The organism is Allobosea lupini (genome assembly GCF_900109525.1).
Taxonomy (GTDB): Bacteria; Pseudomonadota; Alphaproteobacteria; order Rhizobiales; family Beijerinckiaceae; genus Allobosea; species Allobosea lupini.
This window is the reverse complement of the sequence record NZ_FOAN01000005.1, coordinates 403530-424954: the sequence shown is the minus strand read 5'-3', so window position 1 is coordinate 424954 and position 21425 is coordinate 403530. Positions and strand designations below refer to the sequence as shown.

General features: G+C 64.5%; 20 protein-coding genes and 3 pseudogenes. 8 read left to right on the top strand and 15 right to left on the bottom strand.

Going from position 1 to position 21425, the window contains the following annotated elements; all coding sequences use genetic code 11:
- Positions 1–77: 77 nt before the first annotated feature.
- From BMZ21_RS17365 to BMZ21_RS17345, 5 genes and pseudogenes are all read right to left on the bottom strand, one after another.
- A pseudogene (locus tag BMZ21_RS17365) lies at positions 78–306 on the bottom strand (DUF1348 family protein); the annotation flags it as partial.
- A gap of 4 nt (positions 307–310) precedes the next feature.
- A complete protein-coding gene (gene cynS, locus BMZ21_RS17360) occupies positions 311–799 on the bottom strand; it encodes a cyanase (RefSeq protein ID WP_091836888.1) in 489 nt (162 codons plus the stop codon).
- Positions 800–847: 48 nt separating this feature from the next.
- Positions 848–1747 carry an ABC transporter ATP-binding protein gene (locus BMZ21_RS17355; RefSeq protein WP_091836886.1) on the bottom strand — a complete coding sequence of 300 codons (900 nt, stop codon included), beginning with the start codon at positions 1745–1747 and terminating at the stop codon, positions 848–850.
- An 8-nt stretch (positions 1748–1755) separates the two neighbouring features.
- Positions 1756–2598, bottom strand: a complete 843-nt coding sequence (gene ntrB, locus BMZ21_RS17350; protein WP_091836883.1) for a nitrate ABC transporter permease — start codon at positions 2596–2598, stop codon at positions 1756–1758.
- A gap of 23 nt (positions 2599–2621) precedes the next feature.
- Positions 2622–3998, bottom strand: a complete 1377-nt coding sequence (locus tag BMZ21_RS17345) for a CmpA/NrtA family ABC transporter substrate-binding protein (protein ID WP_091837150.1) — start codon at positions 3996–3998, stop codon at positions 2622–2624.
- A 183-nt stretch (positions 3999–4181) separates the two neighbouring features.
- Between BMZ21_RS17345 and BMZ21_RS17340 the strand changes: the two genes are divergently transcribed.
- Positions 4182–6050, top strand: a complete 1869-nt coding sequence (locus tag BMZ21_RS17340) for a sigma 54-interacting transcriptional regulator (RefSeq protein WP_091836881.1) — start codon at positions 4182–4184, stop codon at positions 6048–6050.
- Positions 6051–6505: 455 nt separating this feature from the next.
- Here the strand turns inward: BMZ21_RS17340 and htpG are convergent, their stop codons facing one another.
- The 4 genes from htpG to groES form a co-directional block, all read right to left on the bottom strand.
- Entirely contained in the window at positions 6506–8386 is a 1881-nt protein-coding gene (gene htpG, locus BMZ21_RS17335; protein WP_091836878.1) for a molecular chaperone HtpG, read from the bottom strand.
- A 56-nt stretch (positions 8387–8442) separates the two neighbouring features.
- Positions 8443–8658 carry a hypothetical protein gene (locus BMZ21_RS17330; protein ID WP_091836876.1) on the bottom strand — a complete coding sequence of 72 codons (216 nt, stop codon included), beginning with the start codon at positions 8656–8658 and terminating at the stop codon, positions 8443–8445.
- A 76-nt stretch (positions 8659–8734) separates the two neighbouring features.
- Positions 8735–10360, bottom strand: a complete 1626-nt coding sequence (gene groL / locus BMZ21_RS17325; RefSeq protein WP_091836874.1) for a chaperonin GroEL — start codon at positions 10358–10360, stop codon at positions 8735–8737.
- A 57-nt stretch (positions 10361–10417) separates the two neighbouring features.
- Entirely contained in the window at positions 10418–10732 is a 315-nt protein-coding gene (gene groES, locus BMZ21_RS17320; protein ID WP_091836872.1) for a co-chaperone GroES, read from the bottom strand.
- Positions 10733–10994: 262 nt separating this feature from the next.
- On the opposite strand from groES, the gene BMZ21_RS17315 reads away from it, so the two are divergent.
- From BMZ21_RS17315 to BMZ21_RS17300, 5 genes and pseudogenes are all read left to right on the top strand, one after another.
- Entirely contained in the window at positions 10995–11264 is a 270-nt protein-coding gene (locus BMZ21_RS17315) for an usg protein (RefSeq protein ID WP_244543884.1), read from the top strand.
- 110 nt (positions 11265–11374) lie between these two features.
- On the top strand, positions 11375–11719 hold the full coding sequence (locus BMZ21_RS17310; RefSeq protein ID WP_091836867.1) for a hypothetical protein: 345 nt from the start codon (positions 11375–11377) through the stop codon (positions 11717–11719).
- 14 nt (positions 11720–11733) lie between these two features.
- Positions 11734–11856: a hypothetical protein gene (locus tag BMZ21_RS31015; RefSeq protein ID WP_280141484.1), complete on the top strand. Its 123-nt coding sequence runs from the start codon at positions 11734–11736 to the stop codon at positions 11854–11856.
- A gap of 241 nt (positions 11857–12097) precedes the next feature.
- Positions 12098–12574, top strand: a complete 477-nt coding sequence (locus BMZ21_RS17305) for an Hsp20 family protein (RefSeq protein ID WP_091836864.1) — start codon at positions 12098–12100, stop codon at positions 12572–12574.
- A gap of 89 nt (positions 12575–12663) precedes the next feature.
- Positions 12664–12958, top strand: a pseudogene (locus BMZ21_RS17300) (Hsp20/alpha crystallin family protein); the annotation flags it as partial.
- 48 nt (positions 12959–13006) lie between these two features.
- Here the strand turns inward: BMZ21_RS17300 and BMZ21_RS17295 are convergent.
- The 6 genes from BMZ21_RS17295 to BMZ21_RS17270 all read right to left on the bottom strand — a co-directional run bounded on the left by BMZ21_RS17295 (position 13007) and on the right by BMZ21_RS17270 (position 20421).
- Complete coding sequence (locus BMZ21_RS17295; RefSeq protein WP_091836862.1) at positions 13007–14098, bottom strand: ABC transporter ATP-binding protein; 1092 nt, start codon at positions 14096–14098, stop codon at positions 13007–13009.
- Positions 14095–16035 (bottom strand): glycoside hydrolase family 127 protein, encoded by a 1941-nt coding sequence (locus BMZ21_RS17290; RefSeq protein WP_091836860.1) that lies wholly within the window; start codon positions 16033–16035, stop codon positions 14095–14097. Before BMZ21_RS17290 ends, BMZ21_RS17295 begins: the two co-directional genes overlap by 4 nt.
- Before the next feature lie 28 nt (positions 16036–16063).
- Positions 16064–16927, bottom strand: coding sequence for a carbohydrate ABC transporter permease (locus BMZ21_RS17285; RefSeq protein ID WP_091836857.1), 864 nt, complete (start codon positions 16925–16927; stop codon positions 16064–16066).
- Positions 16927–17850, bottom strand: a complete 924-nt coding sequence (locus tag BMZ21_RS17280) for a carbohydrate ABC transporter permease (protein ID WP_091836855.1) — start codon at positions 17848–17850, stop codon at positions 16927–16929. The genes BMZ21_RS17285 and BMZ21_RS17280 overlap by 1 nt, the downstream gene beginning before the upstream one ends.
- Positions 17851–18073: 223 nt before the next feature.
- Positions 18074–19318, bottom strand: coding sequence for an ABC transporter substrate-binding protein (locus BMZ21_RS17275; RefSeq protein WP_091836853.1), 1245 nt, complete (start codon positions 19316–19318; stop codon positions 18074–18076).
- A 62-nt stretch (positions 19319–19380) separates the two neighbouring features.
- Positions 19381–20421 carry a LacI family DNA-binding transcriptional regulator gene (locus BMZ21_RS17270; RefSeq protein WP_091836850.1) on the bottom strand — a complete coding sequence of 347 codons (1041 nt, stop codon included), beginning with the start codon at positions 20419–20421 and terminating at the stop codon, positions 19381–19383.
- Positions 20422–20865: 444 nt separating this feature from the next.
- Here BMZ21_RS17270 and BMZ21_RS31075 point away from each other — a divergent pair.
- Positions 20866–20958, top strand: a pseudogene (locus tag BMZ21_RS31075) (DUF6766 family protein); the annotation flags it as partial.
- 123 nt (positions 20959–21081) lie between these two features.
- Positions 21082–21336, top strand: coding sequence for a hypothetical protein (locus BMZ21_RS17260; RefSeq protein WP_091836846.1), 255 nt, complete (start codon positions 21082–21084; stop codon positions 21334–21336).
- The last annotated feature ends 89 nt before the right edge of the window (positions 21337–21425 follow it).

The window sequence follows — 21425 nt, the reverse complement described above, 5'->3', positions numbered from 1 at the left end:
TGCCAGCGCGGTCGGCAACCTGACTAGCGGCTCGGTCTCGGGACTGTCGACCGGTGATCGCCACGTTACCCCGGCGCCAGTTCCTTCACGAGCCGGTATTCCAGCTGCCGCTCCAATTTGCGCGGCAGGAACGCGACGATGGCGTCGCGCCCTGCGAAGAACTGCGAGCGGTTCCGCCAGATACTGTCCGGCGGATAGGCGAGAGCGACGCGCTCCGGATCACGCTGGTTCCACGCGTTCTCCGCCATCCGGACTTTCTGGATGGTGGAGAACGCGTGTGAACGGCGGCAGCGGCGGCCGCGTGATTGGCTCAGGCTTCCTTGAAGCCGTATTCCGGGATGCCCTGCCCGTTGCCGTAGTATTTGTACGGCAGGAACTTGCCCGACATCCCGATCTTGACGCGATCGCCCTTCGGGTTCGGCTCACGCTCGAAGGAGATGTTGAAGTCGATGGCCGACATGATGCCGTCGCCGAACTCTTCCTCGATCAGCGCCTTCCAGGCCGGCCCGTTGACCATCACCATCTCGTAGAAGCGATAGATCAGCGGGTCGGTCGGCGGCATCGGCGTGCCCGTGCCGCGATAAGGCACTTCGTTGAGCATGCGCTCTTCCATCTCGGTCAGGCCGAACAGCTCGGCCGCGGCCCTGGCGAGCGGCTTGACCAGCTTCATCTGGCCCAGCAGCGCCCCGACGATCAGCACCTCGGACATCCCGCCGATCTCCGAGGTGATATGCTTCCAGGTCCAGCCCTTCTCGCGCTTGATGTCGAGAATCTTCTCGGTCAGCTCTTCACGTTTCATGGTCTGCATCCTCTCGATAAAGATCGATCTTTGGCGCCTGGGGACAGCTCAGGCCGCGCGCGAGCCTGAGGGAGCCGTGCTTCCGCTGGCGGCCGGCCGCACCACGGGGGGGTGTCTGCGGTCGTAACCTGCCGGGATCGCGTCCTTGAACGTCTTCGAGCGGAAGACCAGGAAGTCGATCAAGTGGTTGCGGATGGCGTAGTAGTCGGGGTGATGATGGATCTCGGTCCGCACGCGGTTGCGGGGGAGGGGGTTCTCGACGATCTCGGCCACCATCGCCTGCGGTCCGTTGGTCATCAGCACGATGCGGTCGGCGAGATAGATCGCCTCGTCGACGTCGTGGGTGATCATGAAGGCGGTCTGACCGGTCTCCAGGCAGATGCGCCGGACCTCGTCCTGCAGCGTTCCGCGTGTCAGGGCATCAAGCGCCGAAAAGGGCTCGTCCATCAGCATCATCTTGGGTTCGATGGACAGCGCGCGTGCGATGCCGACGCGCTGCTTCATCCCGCCCGAAAGCTCGGACGGCTTTTTCAGTTCGGACCCCTTGAGGCCGACCTTCTCGATGAAGGCCATCGCATGGGCCTGCACCTTCGCCCTCGGCCAGTCGCGGTGCCGGGCCGCGACTGCATAGGCGACGTTTCCGAGCACAGTGCGCCACGGCAGCAGGGAGTGGCCCTGGAAGATCACGGCGCGATCCAGCGACGGGCCTTCGATCGCCCTGCCGTCGACGATCGCTGCGCCGTCATCGGGTGCATCGAGCCCGTTCAGGATGTTGAGGACCGTGGTCTTGCCGCAGCCGGAGTGGCCGATGACACAGGCGAACTCGCCCTTTCTCATCGAGAACCAGAGATCTTCGAAGATCGTCGTGGTTCCGCCCCCGCTCTTCGGATAGCGCCGGGAAATGCCCTCGATCGAAATGAATTTGGGGTTGGCCGACAGATCCTGCATGGCGCCGCTCAATCCGGATAGGTGACGGCGCGCTGGAACCGCGCCAGGGTCTGGTCGAGGAGCATGCCCATCACGCCGATGACGAAGATGGCGACGATCACATTGGTGATCGAAAGGTTGTTCCACTCGTTCCAGACGAAGTAGCCGATGCCGGTGCCACCCACGAGCATCTCAGCCGCCACGATGACGAGCCAGGCGATGCCGATCGATATCCGCATGCCGGTCAGGATCGTCGGGGCCGCGGCCGGCAGGATGACGGTGAAGGCGCGCCTGACCGGGCCGACCTCGAGGGTGCGCGCCACGTTCAGCCATTCCTTCCGCACGGCCGATACGCCGAAGGCGGTGTTCAGCAGCATCGGCCAGACCGAGCAGATGAAGATGACGAAGATCGCCGAAATGCCAGAGTCCTTGATCGTGTAGAGCGCCAGCGGCATCCAGGCCAAAGGCGAGATCGGCTTCAGCACCTGGATGAAAGGGTCGAGCGCCTTCGAGATCAGCGGCGACATGCCGATCAGGAAGCCGAGCGGGATCGCCAGCAGAACCGCCAGCGCATAGCCGAGCAGCACCCGTCCGAGCGAATAGGCGAGCTGGATTCCGAGCCCCTTGTCGTTGGGACCCTTGTCGTAGAAGGGGTCCTTCAGATGCCCCCAGATCGTCTTGGCGACATCGAGCGGTCCGGGCATCGCGGACTTGCCCTGCGTGACCTGCTGGCCCATCAGCTTGGCGTATTCCGGATCGATGTTGGACGCTGGCCCGCTCCCGCCCAGCGTGGCGATCTGCCAGGCGGCCAGGAAGACGAGGAGAATCGTCAGCGACAGGACCGAGGCGCGAAGATTGGGGCTGATCGTCATTCTACCGCTCCGTCACCAGCGCGTCAGCTGCGCTTGATCGGGAAGCTTTTGAGGTAGTCCTCGGGCTTTGCGGCGTCGAAGGTCTTGCCCATCATCACGATGGTCTTCGATCCCGGAGCCGGCGGGTTCAGCCCGACCTCCTGCATCAGCTTGGCGGTATCGGTTGCGAGATAGACCTTGGAGGCGATGCCGGCATAATCGACGTCGCCCTTGATCTGGCCCCAGCGCTTCATCTGCGTCAGCATCCAGACGGCGAAGCTGTCATAGGGAAACGGATCGAAGTCGATGCGGTTGGCGTCGCGCTTCACCTGCCCCAGCCCGTCCGCATAGGTGCCGGTGAGGATCTGTTCCAGCACCGTCACCGGCTGGTTGAGATAGTTCGCCGGCGCGATGGCCTCGGCGATCGACTTCCGGTTCTCCTGCTTGGAGGCGAAGGCGGTCGCGTCGATGATCGCCTTGAGCAGGGCGCGATAGGTGTTGGGCTGGCCGGTGACGAACTCCTGGCTGGCCGCGAAGCCGCAGCAGGGATGGCCGTTCCACAGCTCCTTGGTCAGCAGATGGATGAAGCCCACGCCGTCGAAGACCGCACGCTGGTTGAAGGGGTCCGGCCCCAGGAACCCGTCGATGTTGTCGGCGCGGAGATTGGCGACCATCTCCGGCGGCGGCACGGCGCGGATCTGGACGTCGGTATCCGGGTCGAGCCCATGCTCGGCCAGATAATAGCGGAGCAGGTAGTTGTGCATCGAATAGTCGAAGGGCACCGCGAATTTGAAGCCCTTCCAGCTTTTCGGATCGCGCTTGTCCTTGTGCTTCATCGATAGCGTGATCGCCTGGCCGTTGATGTTCTCGACGGCCGGCATCGTGTACGGGATCGGATTGGATCCCGCGCCCATCGAGATCGCCAGCGGCATCGGCGCCAGCATATGGGCGGCGTCGTATTCCTTGTTGATGGTCTTGTCGCGGATGACGGCCCATCCGGCGGTCTTGATGACCTCGACGTTCAGCCCGTGCTTGGCGTAGAAGCCCATCGGCGAGGCCATGATGATCGGGGTCGCGCAGGTGATCGGAATGAACCCGACCTTGAGGTCCTTCTTTTCGATGCCGCCGGTCTGAGCGAGCGCCTCCGTGGCGAACCCGATCGGAAAGACGGAGGCGATCGCGGCGGCGGCGGTGGAGGCGCCCAGCGTCTTGATGAACAGCCTTCTAGCCTCGTCCTGCGGGAAAACCGCTCTCATCAGCGCGTTCTCGACGACGCGGCGATAGGTCGTCTCTTCCGAAGGCGCGGCGACAGTCTCGGCGCGCATCGCCTGATTGTGAGCCGCCTCGCTGTCATGCCGCCCGCAGGCGCAGCCGCGGACCAGTCGGCGCGTCGCGTCGAAAGCGTCCTTGAACAAAGCCATCTGCATGCCCTCCGGCTGGATTGGATCTTCAGTGTCGATCCAGCAACCTTCGGGCCAACTCCGGCCATGAGGCTCGATGCAATGAAATCAGCGGCTTGCAGCCTAATGAGATTTGACGATATATCGTGAATTACGAAATATCGTGCGCCTGTGACGAAATCTCGTGAATCCGGAGCGGATAGTGTGGCGCAGAATCCGGTGTTCGATACCTTCCCCGAAGCGCTCCTCCAGATCGATCTCGTCTCCGGGGCGATCCTGGCTGCGAACCGGGGGGCGGCGCAGTTGCTGGGTCGGAGCGTTCCATCGCTCTGCACCCTCGGCATATTCGATGTCTTCGTCGATCAGCGGCCGGCGGTCACCGTCTTCAGCGACGCCGTATCGGCGCAGAAGCAGTGGTGGACGCGCGATCTCGTCCCGGCGCATCCATCCGGCCGCCGGTTGGCTGTGGAATGCGCCGGGACGATGCTGGCCCGGACATCTCCGCCGGTGATGCTGCTGACCCTGTTCGATCTGGAGGCGCGCCACAAGCGCGACCTCGATGCGGAAGCGGAGGCCTATCAGCGCGGCGGGCTGTCGGAATGGCTGCGCAGCGAGCGCCTGTTTCAGGATATCGAGCGCGGCAACCAGCTGATCCTGCGCGCGGCGGGCGAAGGGATCTTCGGCGTCAGCACCGATGGAAAGACCACTTTCGTCAATCCGGCGGCGGAAAAGATGCTCGGCTGGGATACCGGAGACCTCGTCGGGCGCGACATGCATGCGATGGTGCATCACCACCGCCCGGACGGCAGCCATTACCCCCATGAAGAATGCCCGATCTACGCCGCCTTCCGGGACGGCGCCGTCCACCATGTCGAGAACGAGATGTTCTTTCGCAAGGACGGGTCCGGGTTCTGGGTGGAATACACCTCGACCCCGATCCGCGACCGCGGCCGCCTCGTCGGGGCCGTGATCATTTTCCGCGACGTCAGCGAGCGCCATGCCGCCGACGAGCGGCTGCGCGCAGCCCTGGCCGAGGTGGATACGCTGCGCGAAAGGCTGCAGCATGAAAACGCCTATCTGCAGGAGGAGATGCGCATCGAGCGCAACCATGGCGGCGTCATCGGCCGCTCGGCCGCGATCCGGCGCGTGCTCAGCCAGGTCGAGCTCGTCGCCAAGACGGATGCGGCCGTGCTGATCACGGGCGAATCCGGCACCGGGAAAGAGCTGATCGCCAATGCCATCCACGAGGCGAGCCGACGCAGCGCGAGGCCCCTCATCCGCGTCAATTGTGCCGCGATCCCGCGAGAGCTGTTCGAGAGCGAGTTCTTCGGCCATGCCAAAGGCGCCTTTACCGGCGCCCTGCGGGACCGGGTCGGGCGGTTCGAGCTGGCCGATGGCGGCACGCTGTTCCTGGACGAGGTTGGCGAGATCCCGATCGAACTGCAGGGCAAGTTGCTGCGCATCCTGCAGGAGGGACAGTTCGAACGTGTCGGAGAAGAGCGGACGAGGCGGGTCGATGTCCGCATCATCGCGGCGACCAACAAGGATCTGCGGCGAGAGGTCGATGCCCGTCGTTTCCGAGAGGACCTGTATTTCCGTCTCGACGTCTTTCCGATCGCCTCGACCCCGCTGCGTGACAGGCCGGACGACATCCCGCTCCTGGCCATGCATTTCCTTGAAGGCGCACGACGCAAACTGAAGGTCGAAGGCCTGACGTTGAGCGAGGGAGATGTCGCCCGACTGCTGGCCTATGGCTGGCCCGGCAATGTTCGCGAACTGCAGAATATCATCGAGCGCGCGACCATTCTGGCACGCAATGGCCGCCTTGTGATCGATCTCCCTTCTTCTAAACCGCGATCGCCCCTGGTTCCAGCCGAAGCCTCCACGAACACCTTGATCATGACCGAGGCCGAGCGTGTGCACCGCGATCGGCAAGCCATCTTGACTGCGTTGAGCATGACGGGTTGGCAGGTTAGCGGAAAGCTCGGGGCTGCCGAGCTTTTGGGGCTACGGCCTACTACACTCGCGTCGAGAATGAAGGCGCTTGGAATTGTCAAAAGGCGTATCGAGTGATGCGACCAGCGTCAATTTGGGGCAATTCGCGCCATTCGCCGACTTTGGCGCCCCGTCCGATAGCGGACGCCGACCCCAGCGCTCATGGCGCGGGATTGGCGTCCCAGCCTCCCGAGGCAGTCCCGTCAATCCGCCTCGGACGAGGCACGACTATCGTCCCTAGTCGAGGAAGGCGCGGATCGTGGCCACCGTGGCAGCCGGTTTCTCTGCCATGATCCAGTGGCCGGAATCGGGATGACGTCTTCGGTCACGTGGCTCGCTGCAGCCCGCATCGCCGCCGCCGTCGCGGCGCCGAACGACTTCTCGGGACACTCGATTTGCCTGACATGATCGGTAGCACCGCGCCACATCCGGACATTCAGAAGCGGCTTGGAACCGGACATTCAAAGCCGAGGGAGCGAGCAGTTTTACCCGGCAAGTTGACAGCTACCACGCACCGGCTGGGCTTTGCAGGCTCAGCCTTCGCCGATGCTTCTCGTCACCAGCCGGTTCAGCCTTTCGGCGAATGCATTGGCGTTTGCCGGGCGCTCCCCATCCAAGACGCGAGCGGTATCCAGTAGAAGATGCGCGACGTCGCTGCGCAGCGCGCCGTCTTCGACGGCGGCGAGAGCCGCGACTACCGCATGACGCGGGTTGACCTCCAGAATCGGCTTGGCCGCGCTGTCGATCCGGCCGGCAGCATTAAGCAGGCGCTCGAACTGGCGATCGGGTCCCTGGTCGGACGCCACGAGGCACACGGCGCTCTCAGTGAGCCGATCCGAGGCCCTGACATCGGCGACCTCGTCCGCCAGGGCTTCCTTCATCGACGCGAGCAGAGCGCCGACCTGCTCGCTCGTCTCGGCGGAAGGCGCCGCCGCGCCGTCGAGCAGCGGGACAAGGCCGAGATCGGCGGCACCCTGCGTCACCGACTTGAACGGCTTGCCCTCGAAGTCGGGCGCGGCCGAGACCCAGAAGCTGTCGACCGGATCGGACAGCAGCAGCACCTCGATGCCGCGCGCCCGGAAGCCTTCTAGCTGTGGCGAGTTGGCAATCCGGCCGGCATCGTCGCCGACGATATAGTAGATCGCGGTCTGGTTTTCCTTGAGGGCGCCGACATAGTCCTTCAGGCTCCTCCAGCCCTCGCCGGACGCGGTCGTCCGGAAGCGGGAGAGATCGAGAAGCTGCGCGCGGCGCTCGAAATCCTCGTAGAGCCCTTCCTTGATGACCGCGCCGAAGTTCTCCCAGATCCTGGCGAAAACCTCGGCATCCTGTCCGGCCAGCTTCGCGAGATCGGAGAGGATGCGGCTGGTGACGCCCTTCTTGATCGCACCGAGCAGCGGGCTGTTCTGGATCATCTCGCGGGAGACATTCAGCGGCAGGTCGGCGGTGTCGACGATGCCGCGGACGAAGCGCAGATAGCGCGGCATCAATTCGGCTTCGTCGGTGATGAAGACGCGCTTCACATAGAGCTTGATCCGACCCTTGCGGTCGGCATCGAAAAGATCGAACGGGCGCGCGCCCGGCACGAAGACGAGCGCGGTGTACTCGTGCCGGCCCTCGGCACGGAAATGGATCGTCGCGGCCGGCTCGTCATACTGCCCGGCGACGCTGCGATAGAAATCGGCGTATTCGTCCTTCGAGATCTCGCTCTTCGGCCTTGTCCAGAGTGCGGCGCCGTCGGCGAGCGTGGCCGGCTCCGCTCCCGGCTTCTCGACCAGCGCGATCGACACCGGCACATGGCCGGACTGCTCCTTGACGATGCGCTCCAGGGTCCGACGCTCGGCATAGGTCTTGGCATCGTCCATCAAGCGGAGCGTCACCCGCGTCCCGCGCACGGGCGCGTCTGCCAAGGCAACAGGCGCCACCGTGAATTCGCCCTTGCCATCCGAGGACCAGGCCCAGGCCTCGTCGCTGCCGGCGCGGCGGCTGACGACCTCGACCTCGGCGGCGACCATGAACGCGGAATAGAAGCCGACGCCGAACTGGCCAATCAGCTGGGCGCCGTCCTTGCCGTCGGCGGCCGTGATCCGCTCCATGAAGCTGCGCGTGCCGGAACGGGCAATGGTGCCGAGCGCCTCGACCATCTCGTCGCGGCTCATGCCGATGCCGTTATCCGCGATGACGAGCCGGCCCGCCTCGGCATCCGCCTCGATGGTGATCGCGAGCTTCGGCTCCTCGCCGAGCAGCTCGGGTTGCGCGATAGCCTCGTAGCGCAGCTTCTCGCAGGCGTCGGCGGCGTTCGAGATCAGCTCGCGCAGGAACACGTCCCGGTCGGAATAGACCGAGTGCACCATCATGTGCAGGAGGCGGGAAACGTCGGCTTCGAAGCTGCGCTGCTCAGCGGTCGCGGTTGTCATCGTTTCGTGTCCGGGCAAATCTTCAAGAAGAAGGAGGATAGCAATAGCAAAAGAGTTCAGGACTGGGAGCGATAACGCTCGACGGCGCGTAGCGCCAAATCCTCCTCGTCCTCGGCGAGGCTCGCAAGTGCCGTGACGAGGTGAGCGAGGCGGGTCCGCTCGCGCTCATGGGTGTCCGCAGGACGCGCAGGCTTGATCTGCGCCCATGCCGTTTCAAGGGCTGCCTGCGCGCGCGCCAGATCGATCGGATCGCTCAGCGATGAGAAGGGCATATCCTGCGAACTTTCGAAGCATAGAGGCGCCGATGCGGAGTCGTGGGCGCCGCGTAGCCGCGGCGCCCGGGTTGCATCAGTAGTCCATGCCGCCGGCCGGCATCGCCGGAGCGGCTTCCTTCTTCGGGAGCTCGGCGACCATCGCCTCGGTGGTGATCAGCAGGCCGGCGACCGAAGCCGCGTCCTGGATCGCCGTGCGCACGACCTTGGTCGGGTCGATGATGCCGGCCTTGACCAGATCGCCGTACTCGCCGGTCTGGGCATCGTAGCCCCAGGCGTAGTCGGACGACTCCAGGAGCTTTCCGACCACGACCGCGCCATCGCCGCCGGCATTCTCGACGATCTGGCGGGCGGGCGCGGTGATCGCCTTGCGGACAATCTCGATGCCCGTCTTCTGGTCGTCATTGCCGGCCTTAAGGCCTTCCAGCGCCTTGACGGCGCGCAGCAGCGCGACGCCGCCGCCGGGGAGGATGCCTTCTTCCACCGCAGCGCGGGTGGCGTTCAGGGCATCGTCGACGCGGTCCTTCTTCTCCTTGACCTCGACTTCGGTCGCGCCGCCGACGCGGATGACCGCGACGCCGCCGGCGAGCTTGGCCAGACGCTCCTGGAGCTTCTCGCGGTCGTAGTCCGAGGTCGTCTCCTCGATCTGCGCCTTGATCTGGGCCACGCGGGCCTCGATCTCGGTCTTCTTGCCCGCTCCGTCGACGATCGTGGTGTTCTCCTTCTCGATGCGCACCTTCTTGGCGCGGCCGAGCATCTGGAGCGTGACGTTCTCCAGCTTGATGCCGAGGTCCTCGCTCACGGCGGTTCCGCCGGTCAGGATGGCAATATCCTCGAGCATGGCCTTGCGGCGGTCGCCGAAGCCGGGCGCCTTGACGGCCGCGATCTTGAGGCCGCCGCGGAGCTTGTTGACGACGAGGGTGGCGAGGGCCTCGCCTTCCACGTCCTCCGCCACGATCAGCAGCGGCTTGCCGGTCTGCACGACCGCTTCCAGCAGCGGCAGCATCGTCTGGAGACCCGAGAGCTTCTTCTCGTGGATGAGGATGTAGGGGTCCTCGAGCTCGGCGACCATCTTCTCGGCATTGGTGATGAAGTAGGGCGAGAGGTAGCCACGGTCGAACTGCATGCCCTCGACGACGTCGAGCTCGGTTTCGGCGGTCTTGGCTTCCTCGACGGTGATGACGCCCTCCTTGCCGACCTTCTGCATCGCCTCGGCGATCATCGCGCCGATGGTGCGGTCGCCATTGGCGGAGATGGTGCCGACCTGGGCGACCTCCTCCGAGCCGGTGATCGTCTTGGAATGCTCGCCGAGCGACTTCGTCACGGCCTCGACCGCGAGGTCGATGCCGCGCTTCAGGTCCATCGGGTTGATGCCGGCGGCCACCGCCTTGGCGCCTTCGCGCACGATCGCCTGGGCGAGCACGGTCGCGGTCGTGGTGCCGTCGCCAGCGGCGTCGTTCTGCTTCGACGCCACCTCACGCACCATCTGGGCGCCCATGTTCTCGAACTTGTCGGCGAGCTCGATCTCCTTGGCGACAGTGACGCCGTCCTTGGTGATGCGCGGAGCGCCGAACGACTTCTCGATCACGACGTTGCGGCCCTTCGGACCCAGCGTGACCTTCACGGCATTTGCGAGCGTATCGACGCCGCGCAGCATCCGCTCGCGCGCGTCCTGCGAAAACTTCACGTCCTTCGCAGCCATGATTCCTCACTCCTTCAGACTTGAGGTTTCAGGTTGGTGATGCGAGATGAGGCCCCTTCAGGCGGCCTTCTTGAGGGTCGCGGTCGTCTCGACGACGCCCATGATGTCGGACTCCTTCATGATCAGGAGATCCTGGCCATCGATCTTGACCTCGGTGCCGCTCCATTTGCCGAAGAGCACGCGGTCGCCGACCTTGACGTCGAGCGGCACAAGCTTGCCGGTCTCGTCGCGCGCGCCGGCGCCGACCGCGACGACCTCGCCCTCCTGCGGCTTTTCCTTGGCGGTGTCGGGGATAATGATCCCGCCTTTGGTCTTCTCCTCGGCGTCGATGCGCTTCACGACGACGCGGTCATGCAGTGGCCGAAACTTCATGAGTTTCCTCCAGTTTCCATGTCGGTCACATGTCAAAGCGGGCCGGCCCTGTACGGGTCTCGCGGCGACGTTCCGCGCGCCCCTGAGGCGCCGTGCCCGCGCGATGATCTAGGTTGCCCGATTTTTGCCTTCAAGAGGCTGGCAGCACTTTTTTCAATCGAGTGCTAACGCCTTGAATTCGTGGAGCTAGCTGGAATTTTTCGGCTTGCGGACGCATTGGATTTGCGCTGCCATGAGCAACGCAACCATGGAGCTGAAAGGAATGGCTTCCACCGACTTCGCCCGCCAGATCGCGGGCTATGGCCTGACCACCGCCGGCATCCTCTATCGCCTGCCCGACCACCCTTCGATCCTGCAGGAATTCATCTGGCAGGACTATGATCTCGCCCCGCGCTTCCCCGAGCTCAACAAGTTCCTCGCCTTCTGGCAGGCCAAGCTCGACGGCAAGCTGTTCCGCATCACCGTCACCCACAAGGACCTCATCGGCCCCGCCGATCTCAGCGTGGTGAGCGGTGAGTTCCGGCTGCAGTAAGGAGGAAATCGCTTCGGCGCTCGAACCTCTTGAAGCTCACCGTCCGGGACCCAAATTCATCCCGCGCGCCTCGCGCAGCAACTGAAAGGAGCTTTTTGGAGGACCCACCGATGAACCAGCCATTGACCGCGCTCGTGCCGCCCGCTCGCACGGATGCGGACGACACTGCAATTGACCGGCTACTGCACCCGAGCCGGTTCTACGAGCATCCGCGTGATATCCTGCGCGACATTTCGCTTCCCAACACGGAAAAGCGGGCGATCCTGTCGTCGTGGGCATCCGACGCCTGTGCCGTGGACTCATGCCCCGCCTTGCGACACCCACCTTTTGCCTCTCACCCGATCGGCTTCGACGATGTCATGGACGCGCTCGCATTGCTCGATCGCGGCGAGAGTGGCAGGCGGTTCGACAGGGCGAGCAGATACGCGACGCCCAGCGACCTCCTGGCCCTGTAAGCATGGAGGTGCACGTGTCCGCCGTCGAATTCCTCCAGCGCAGGCGGCCTCTCGACAAGGCAGGGCTGGCTCGCCTGACCGCACTGGCGATGCTCGCAGGCGCGAGCGGGTTCATCCTCGCGATCATCGTGACATGACCTGAGCCCCGCCTAGCTTTCGGCGGGGCAGCTCTGGCTTCAACGGTGCCGGTTCAATCGGGAAGCGTCGTCGCCAGCGCCTTTTGTGAGGCACCAAACGGGTCTCTCAAAAATTTACACCACCCCCGATCCAAATCGATTGTTGCCGATCGCCTTTTGCGGGATCGGCCGGTCAAGCCGGCGTCGGTTAGACCTCGGGATGACCGACTTGTACCCATGTTGCTCAATGGAGGATGTGGTTATGAGAACCGTCTTCGATTTTTCTCCCCTGTATCGGTCGAGTATTGGCTTCGACCGCTTATTCCATGCGCTCGAAGCTGCTAACCGGCAGGATTCGGCCGGCAACTGGCCGCCCTACGACATCGTCAAGACTGGTGACGACGACTATCGCATCACGATGGCCGTGGCCGGCTTTGCACGGGACGAGCTGACGATCACGCACGAGCCGAACCTGCTGATGGTGTCGGGGCAGCAGGCCGGCCAGGACAATGGCCGATATCTCCACCACGGCATCGCCGAGCGAGCCTTCCAGCGCCGCTTCGAGCTCGCGGACCATGTGAAGGTCGTGGCCGCCGACCTCGAGAACGGTCTGCTGACGGTCGATCTGAAGCGCGAGCTGCCGGAAGAGATGAAGCCGCGCCGGATCGAGATCGCTACCGGCGCCGCACTGCCGAAAGCCGATCGGCCGCAGATCGATACCGAGAAGCGCGCAGCCTGAGCAGAGGCTGCCTGAAGTCCGACCTAGACGCCGGGCGAGGCGCCCGGCGTCGCAAGCGCATCCTGCATTTGAACGCAAGGAGGACTGCTATGCGCGTTCGAGATCTGATCCCCTGGGGTCGCGACAACGGCCACCGGGTCCCCACGCTTTATCGCAATGATCGGCCCAATCGCGTCTTTGCGCTTCATCGCGCGGTCCCCCAGAGGCGAGAAGCGAGCCGATCGTGAAGACAAGGAGAGACAGTTTTCGGAGCAGTACTACGGTCGCTTCGAGCGTCGTATCCCTCTCGGCTACGAGGTCGAGCAGGACAAGATTGATGCCCGCTTCAAGAATGGCGTGCTGACGGTCGTCATCCCCAAGAGCGAGAGGGCACAGTCTCAGGTTCTGGCGGCGCGCCTTGGGGGCGCCATCAGGGTCTCAGCCGTGGCCCGCTCACCTTGCCTCTCCGGACATGGAGAAGATCTTCAGCGCCTGCCGGTGGCAGTTCAGCCATAGGTCTTCGCCCGGCTTGGCATCCCGTCCACCACGCTGCTCGATCGTGACGAGGTCTCCGTTGGCGAGCTTGCAATGCACGTATCGCGTGCTGCCGAGATATTCGGCGAACTCGACCTGCGCCGGCAGCGCATTGTCCTGCCTGTCCGTGATCGACCAGTGCTCGGGGCGGATGCCGAGCTTGATTGCTTCCTGCGACCTGGCAGGCATGGGCCGATCGAGCTCGATCTCTGTCCCTGCGATGCTGATGCGGGTCGCCGTCAGGCAGGTTCCGTCGATGATGTTCATGCGCGGCGAGCCGATAAAGCCGGCGACGAAGAGATTGGCGGGGTTCTCGTAAACCTCCCGGGGCGAGCCGACCTGCTCGATCCTGCCGTCACGCAGCACCACGATGCGGTCGGCCAGCGTCATCGCCTCGGTCTGATCGTGGGTGACATAGATCATCGTATTGCCGAGCTCGCGATGGAGCCGCGCGATCTCGACGCGCATGCTGACGCGCAACTCGGCATCGAGATTGCTCAGCGGTTCGTCGAACAGGAAGACCAGCGGCTTGCGTACGATTGCGCGCCCGATCGCGACGCGTTGCCTCTGACCGCCCGAGAGCTGACCGGGCCGGCGGTCCAGCAATGGTCCGATCTTGAGAATCCCGGCCGCCGCCTCGACCTGCCGCCGGATCTCCGCCGCCGGCGTTCGGGCAATCTCCAGGCCGAAAGCGAGGTTCTCGCGCACGCTCATATGCGGGTAGAGCGCGTAGGATTGGAAGACCATGGCGATGCCGCGCTTGGCCGGGTCGAGATCGGTGACGTCCCGACCGGCGATCAGGATGTCGCCGTCCGTTACCTCCTCCAGCCCGGCAATCATACGCAGCAGGGTCGACTTCCCGCAGCCGGACGGGCCGACGAAGACGACGAACTCGCCGCCTTCGACCTTGAGATCGAGGTCATGGATGACGTCGACCGAGCCGAAGCTCTTGCGCACGCCCTTGAGCTCGATGGTGGCTTTTGGCTGTGCCGAGTTGTGCTGCGCGCTCATCGGCCGCCCCTGATCCAGACCAGCATCTCGCCGGGTTCGCGATTATCCCAGAGGTGATAGGGTATGAGACGCGCCGTCATCGTGGCATATTCCGGCGGATGGTCATCGTAGAGCCGACCCTCCCGCTGCGGCCACTGCTCGCGCCGCACCGGCAGGTCGATCGCCACCGCCCCGCCGAGATCGGGCACCGGAACCGTCTTCGCGGCCGAAAGGTCTTCCGGCACGATCAGGGCGTTGAGGTCGGCTGCATTGTCGACCTCCTCGGCGCAATAGATCAGCGGCCCACGCGCGATCGCGACACGGCCGAGATCGGCCTTCACCGCTGGGTGGGCATGAAGCGCGCGCACCGGCATCGGCAGGTCGAGCGCGATAGTGTCGCCATCCTTCCATTCCCGGGCGAGATGCAGATAGCCGTCGCCGTTCTCCACCATTGGCACAGCCTCGCCGTTCAGCGTGACGGCGGCCTGGCCGCACCAGCCCGGCATTCTCAGCGACAGGGTGAAGCGCGCCGGCCGGTCCAGCCCGATGGTGACGTCGACCCGGCCGTCAGCCGGATAGTCCGTTTCCTGCCTCAGCGTCACCGCGGTTGCGCCGGCGCTGAGGCGCGCCGTGCTGGCGCCGTAGAGGTGTACGGCGATGCCGTCCGCCGAGATGCCGTACATATAGCTGCCGATCGCGGTCACCGTGCGGGCGATGTTGGGCGGGCAGCATGGGCAGCGATGCCAGCTCCAGCGATGGTGGCAGCCGCGGCTCTCCAGCGGGTTGTCGTAGAAGAAGCGCGAGCCGTCGATCGAGAGCCCCGAAAGAGCGCCATTGTAGAGCGCCTGCTCCATGATGTCGGCATAGCGTCGGTCCGGCCCCCGCCCGAGCATGCGGCTCGCCCACATCATCAGCGCCACCGCCGCGCAGGTCTCGGCATAGGCGCTCTCATTGGGCAGGTCGTAATAGTCGGTAAAGCCTTCATTGCTGGCCGCCGGGCCGATGCCGCCGGTGACATACATCTGCTTTGAGGTCAGGTCCTCCCAGAGCCGGTTCAGCGCGTCGGTCAGGCTGTCGTCACCGAACTCGGTCGCGACATCGGCCATCCCGGAATAGAGATACATCGCCCGCACTGCATGGCCGACGACCTTGCCCTGCTCGCGCACCGGCAGATGCGACTGGTTGTAGGTGTAGGTCTTGTGGCGCCACTGCGCCGGATCGACGCCGCGTGCCGCCGCCTCGACGTCGAAGTAGTGCGGCTGCTGGCCGCGCTGCTCGATGAAATAGCGGGCGAGGTCGAGATAGCGCTGCTCGCCGGTGGCGCGACCGAGCCGGATCAGCGCGAGCTCGATCTCCTCATGCCCGCAATAGCCCGGCTTCTGGCCAGGCTTCGGCCCGAAGGTCTCGTCGATATGGTCGGCATAGCGGCACATCACATCGAGCAGCTTGCGCTTGCCGGTGGCGTGGAAATAGGCCACGGCCGCCTCCATCAAATGCCCGGCGCAATAGAGCTCATGGCAGTCGCGCAGATTGGTCCAGCGATGGCCCGGCTGCATCCGGACGAACCAGGAGTTCATGTAGCCGTCCGGCTGCTGGAGGCCCGCGAACATCTCGATGATCGCGTCCATCTTCGCCTCGAGATCGGCGTTAGGCTTGCGGTAGAGCGCATAGGCTGCCGTCTCGATCACCTTGGCGACGTCCGAATCCCAGAACATCTGGACATTCACAGTGTCGGGCGTGCCATCGGCACGCATGTGCCAGGGCATCTTCACCGGCGGCACCGGCCGGGCCGGATCGATCTGGTCGAACATGCCGGCCGCGACGCAGCGGTCATAGAGGATCATCGCCGTCCTGTCGGCGACAGCGTCGATGCGCTCGCCCCAGAAGCCGCGAACGTCGACGTCGGGCACGGCTGGTGGCCTGTAGCCGCTGGCCCGGGGCTGATCGTGAGAGGTCATGCTGTCACCGCTTGGTTGTCGGGAAGGTTCACTTGACGGCGCCCGCGGTCAGCCCGCGGATGTAGTAGCGCTGCAGCAGCAGGAAGAGCGCGAGGCACGGCGCCATCATCAGCATCACGCCGGACTGCACTGCGCCCCAGTCGATGGTGCCGAACTGGCCGGAGCGGACCGCGGCCATCATCACCGGCAGGGTGTACTTCTTCTGGTCCGTCAGCAGGATCAGCGCCGCCAGGAACTCGTTCCAGGAGGCCAGGAAGGCAAAGATCGCGACCGTCGCGACGCCCGGCAGCACCAGCGGCAGCATCACCCGGCGCAACATCAGGAAGACCGAGGCGCCGTCGACGCGGGCCGCATCCTCGATCTCCTTCGGCACGGCGTCGAAGGCGTTGCGCATCATGAAGATCGAGAAGGGCAGATGCAGCGTCACATAGATCAGGACGATGCCGGGCAGCGTGTTCTGCAGGCCGAGCTTGGTCAGGATCAGGAATAGCGGCGTCAGGATCGACTGGAACGGGATCATCACCGTCGAGATGATCAGCACGAACAGCACGTTCTTCAGCGGGAACTTGAAGCGCGAGAAGCCGTATCCCGCCAACAGGCTGATAACGACCGTGACGGCCACGGTCGCAGCGGCGACGGTCAGGCTGTTGCCGGCATAGGTCCAGATGCCGACGCCATATTTCTGCAGGTTTTCGTAGCTCTGGGTGCTGAACCCTTCCACAGGCCAGGGTGGCAGCGGCGGACGCGCGGCTTCGGCCGATGGCTTGAACGACACCAGCGCGCTCCAGGCGATCGGCGCAACGAACAGCAGCGAGATGAAGAGCCCGATCGTGTGATAGCGCGTCGCGGCAAAGAGGCGGCGACGCGCTGTGGCTGACTTGCGGTTTGACATCACGCGCCCTCCGGCGTGCGCAGCAGGCGCAGTTGCACCACGCTGATCGTGACCAGGATCACCAGCAGCACCATCGACATCGCCGCGCCGTAGCCGAGGCGAAAGGAGACGAAGGACTGGCTGAAGATCCAGTAGACAGCGGTGACCGTGCTGTTCTGCGGCCCGCCATCGGCGATGATGTAGAACTGGTCGAAGGCGAGCACCGAGCCGGCGACCGAGAGGATCAGAGCCAGGGCGATGGTCCGCCGCATAAGCGGCAGGGTGATGCGGCGGAAGCGTTGCCAGGGCGAGGCGCCGTCCATCCGCGCCGCCTCCTGCACCTCCGAGGAAATGCCCTGCAAGCCGGTCAGCAGGATGATCATGTTGAAGCCGGCCGTCTTCCAGACGACCATGACGATGATCGACCAGAAGGTGGTGTCGAAGGAGGCAAGCAGGTTGACCGGCTTCTCGGTCAGGCCGAGCCGGTAGGCCAGGGGCGAGAACAGGCCGACATCGACATTCATCAGCCAGGCCCAGAGCAGACTGGCCGAGCCGAAGCCGACGACGACCGGCAGGAAGATCGCAGTGCGATAGAGCTTGGTCAGCGGCCGCGCCTTCTCGACGAAGAGCGCCAGCGGGAAGGCGACCGCAAAGATCGCGATCGTGACGATCACCGTGTAGTAGCCGGTGAAGCGCATCGCGTTCCAGAAGCGCTGGTCGCTAGCCAGGTTGAGATAGTTGGTGAAGCCGATGAAGCGCGGCCGGCCGAGCAGCGGCCAGTTGTGCAGCGACATCCAGAACGCCATCCCGAGCGGAACGAGGAAGAACACGATAACCAGCAGCACAGCCGGCGCGACGAACAGCAGCCCGGCCAGTTGCTGACGGCGCAGGCGTGCGCCGCGGCGTTTAGCGGATCCTGGCTTGGCGGGAACTGGCGGGGTCATCTCGAGTGATCCGGCAAGGTTGGGAGGGCGGGCTCCGGCTGCCACTTCGTCATTCCGGCACGGCCCGCGGGCCCGGGACCCAGAACCGATGCCATCGGAATTGAAGTCGAGCGTCATCCGCAGCCTCCCGATCGGGCGCATCGGTTCTGAGTCCCTGGCTCGCTGCTGCGCAGCGCCCCAGAAGACGGTGGGCTTCCGCACGAAGCGGGCGAACGCTGCGTGCTTACTTCCCCGACTGGTCGATGATCGACTGCATCGTCTTCTCGGCCTTGACGAGCGAACCCGCGACATCGTTGCCGAAGAAGACCTCGTTGAGCATCTGCTTCCACGGGCCGGTGCTGCTGTTGATGATATCGTTGTAGACCGGCGAGGATGGCGTCCGGCCGAGCTTCATCGCCTCGGTCGCGGTCAGGTAGCGCTGGTCGAGATCCTTCACCGCCTCGGCTGCGACATCAGCCCGCGTCGGCAGGCTGCCGAGCTTGGCGAGCAGGGTCTGGCCTTCCGGCGAATAGACGAAGGTCAGGAATTCCTTGACCGCCGGCAGGTTCTTGCGCCCGGCCGTGACAACAAAATTGTCGCCGCCAGCGAAAGACGCTTTGCCGCCGGTCTTGCCGGGCAGGAAGGTCACGCCGAACTCGACCTTGGGATAGTTCTTGACGAGGTTGCCGATCGCGAAGGCCCCGATCGGCGACATCCCGATCCGATCGGTTGCGAACCCGCCGAAGAAGTTCGAGCCGGGATCGGTCTTGGCGCTCTCCGGCACATAGCCCTTGGCGACGAGTCCGCGATAAAGCGCCACCGCATCGCGCATCTGCGGCGTGTTCAGCGTCGCCTTCTTGCCGCCGTCGGACAGAATCTCGCCACCCGAGGCCCAGACCAGTGGCATGAAGGTGAAGGCGTTGCAGCCGCCGCAGGCGCCGGAAAAATAGAAGCCACGGATGTCACCGCCGATGGCGTTGACCTTGCCGGCATACTCCTCGATCTCGGCCCAGTTGGTCGGCCCCTTGTCGGGATCGAGCCCGGCCTGCTTGAACAGTTTCTTGTTCCACAGCATCACCGAGGCGTCGGCCGACATCGGGACGCCGTAGATGCGGCCCTCATAGGTGCCGGCGCCGAGATGAGCCTTGGAGAGCTGCTCGAAGAAGGGGAAGCCCTTGACCAGGTCGGTCAGGTCCTCGAGCTGCCCGGACGCGGCGAAGGCCGGCGTATAGACCAGATCGAGCGAGAGCAGGTCCGGTGCCGAGCCACCCGCCGCCGAGATCGCGTATTTCTGCACCATCTCGGTGTTGGGTACGATCTGCAGCTCGATCTGCGTCTTGTGCGCGGCGTTGAACGCCTTCACCAGCGAAGGCATGAAGGCCTCGCTGCTCGAGCGCGACCACATCGTCAGTTTCTGCTGTGCCAGGGCTGCGCCGGCCGATGCCTGCACGGCAACGAGGGCGAGCAAGGCTGCCTTGAATCCCTTCATCTGCGTCTCCTCCGGTTGCGGCCCTGGTTTTTGTGGCCGTTTTTGTTCGCGTATGGGGCTCGCTAAGACGAGCGTATGATCAGGCTGCAGGGCAGCTTCCAGACTCCCGTTTCGACCGCCTCGCCATTGACAAGCCGCACCAATGCCAGCCCGGCCTGCCGGCCCAGTTCTTTCAGATTCATATCGACAGTCGTAAGCGGCGGGCGCGTCTCCTTGGCTACGATCTCCCAATTGTCGAAGCCGACCACCGAGACGTCGCCGGGCACGTTCACCCCGCGCTCGCGCAGCGCGTCCACCACTCCCCGTGCAATCTGGTCATTGCCGCAGAAGATGCCGTCCGGCTTCTCGGCGCCGGACCACAGGACATCGACCGCCTGATGACCCCAGTGCTCGGACCAAGAGCCGAACAGGACATTGTCCTCGGCCGAGACCCCTGCCTCGACGAGCGCCTGCTTGCAGGCCAGCGCCCGTTCATGCACGACGTCGAATTCTGACGGTCCGGTGACATGGACGATGCGCTGCCGCCCTTGGGCCAGGAGATGGCGCACCGCGTCTCCCGCGCCCTGGCGGTCGTCCGGGACCAGCGTTATGCCATCGCGCGGGCCGGCCATCAGCGCATAGACGACGGGCACGGACAGATGGGCGAGATCCACAGGCAACGGCCTGTCGATGCGCTTGCCGGTCGCGATGATGCCGTCGACCTGCTTGTCGAGCATCGCATCGACATGGATTCTGGCCAGGTCGGGATTGTCGCCAATGGCGCACAGAAAGACCGACACACCGTGGTCGATCAACCCTTCCGAGATTCCGGCCATCAGCGGCAGAGTGAAGCGGCCATAGGTGTCGTTCGTCAGCAAGCCGACCGTAAAGCTGCGCTTGCGAGTCAGGCTGCGCGCGAGGGAGTTCGGCCGGAAGCCGAGCTCCCGCGCGACCCGCTTGATGCGGTCGCGCGTCTCAAGCGAAACGCGCCCCGTGTCGTTGAGCGCTTTCGAGGCCGTAGCGGTGCTGACGCGCGCGGCCTGCGCCACGTCGTAGATCGTCACTCGCTCGCCCGACACCGCGCTTGGCACGCCCGACCTCAATTTGAGAAACCGGTTTCCCATATGGCTTATCAAAGATCCGCGCGATGAGAAACCGCTTTCTCAGTCTTGCCCGCAGATTTTATGATTCCTGCCGGTGCCTTGGGCCCTTGCGCCTTGCGTCCGGCGCCGAAAATCCCGCCGGAGCAGGACCAAGCTTATAGAACCGATCCGTCTCGCCTCAGGTGGGCACGGCAAGATCGCATGTGAGCAGCACTTGCCGGCGACGCGGCCACGCCCGAGATCGAGCTCGTCGCAGTGGCCAGCCGGAATTCACGCCTCGACGGCGTCGAATGCTTCGCCACGGTCGAGGAATTGCTGGCCGAGGTCGTCGATGTCGACGCGTTCGCGCTGTGCGAGATGGCCGCCGGGCTCGTGACCGATGCGCTGATGATGGCGATCTGGCGCCGGGAAAGCCGGATGCCCTGCTGCCCTGCACCATTCGGACCATCGGCTACATCAGCCCGGTCGACCGCGGTGCTGGTCGCGCTGTCGATCTACTTGCGCTTCAGGGGCTCGCTGGAATCGAAGCCTGTGAGCGCGCGGAAATGCGACACCGGGCCTAGGGATCGAAGTGCATGGCCATCGCGTGGTCCCGGCATGGAACGGCAGACGGGCCAGGCGGTTGCAGCATGACGGAGTGATGCAACGGGACCAATTCCCCTGCGATGTCAGGAGTCCACCATGTTTATTCAAAACCACACGGAGTATGCAGCGGCGGCCGAGCGGGCCAACGCGCTGAGCGACGCGCCAGAAGGCTCCGACGCGGCGCATGAGCTAGCGATTCTCATAGAAGCCTTGCGCAAATGGGATGAGGAGCATGCAGGCGAGAATGCGCATGGACCGGAAACCAACGCCGAGCCGGGGAGCAATCTCAGCCCAGATGACCTGCCTGTGTCCGGCCTGCCGGGCAATCTCGGAAAGTTGAAAGCGGACTAGCGGCGGTCGATTTCCCTGGCCCTGGATGGTGAGGTTTGCGAGCCGACCCTCGGCTAGAACGCCCTTCTAGGAAGAACGGGGCTGATACG